This window comes from Sphingomonas sp. 10B4 (assembly GCF_035019905.1).
GTDB classification, from domain to species: Bacteria; Pseudomonadota; Alphaproteobacteria; order Sphingomonadales; family Sphingomonadaceae; genus Sphingomonas; species Sphingomonas glacialis.
In genome coordinates this window covers 1-240 of sequence record NZ_JASJVC010000542.1, presented here as the reverse complement: position 1 = coordinate 240, position 240 = coordinate 1, and the positions used below count along the sequence as shown (strand labels likewise).

Genomic DNA, 240 nt, shown 5'->3' with positions numbered 1-240 from the left:
GGCGCAACGCGATCTTGCTGCCGCCGCGCTGAGCGAAGCCAATTCCGTGATCAGCGATTTGGTGATTCAAGCGACGGCAGCCGGCGTGTTATTGAGCCGTTTGCGCGAGCCTGGCGAAATGGTGATGCCGGGCGGATCGGTGTTGGAGATGGTTAATCTCGATCATCTGTATTTGAAAGTCTATGTACCGGAAGCGCGCATCGGTCAACTGCGGCTAGGTTTGCCGGCGCGAATCTATAC

At 57.1% G+C, this 240-nt stretch carries 1 protein-coding gene; it reads left to right on the top strand.

Annotated elements, in window-relative coordinates; translation table 11 throughout:
• A partial coding sequence (locus tag QN347_RS20805; RefSeq protein ID WP_323494548.1) for an efflux RND transporter periplasmic adaptor subunit occupies positions 1 to 240 on the top strand: 240 nt, incomplete at both ends.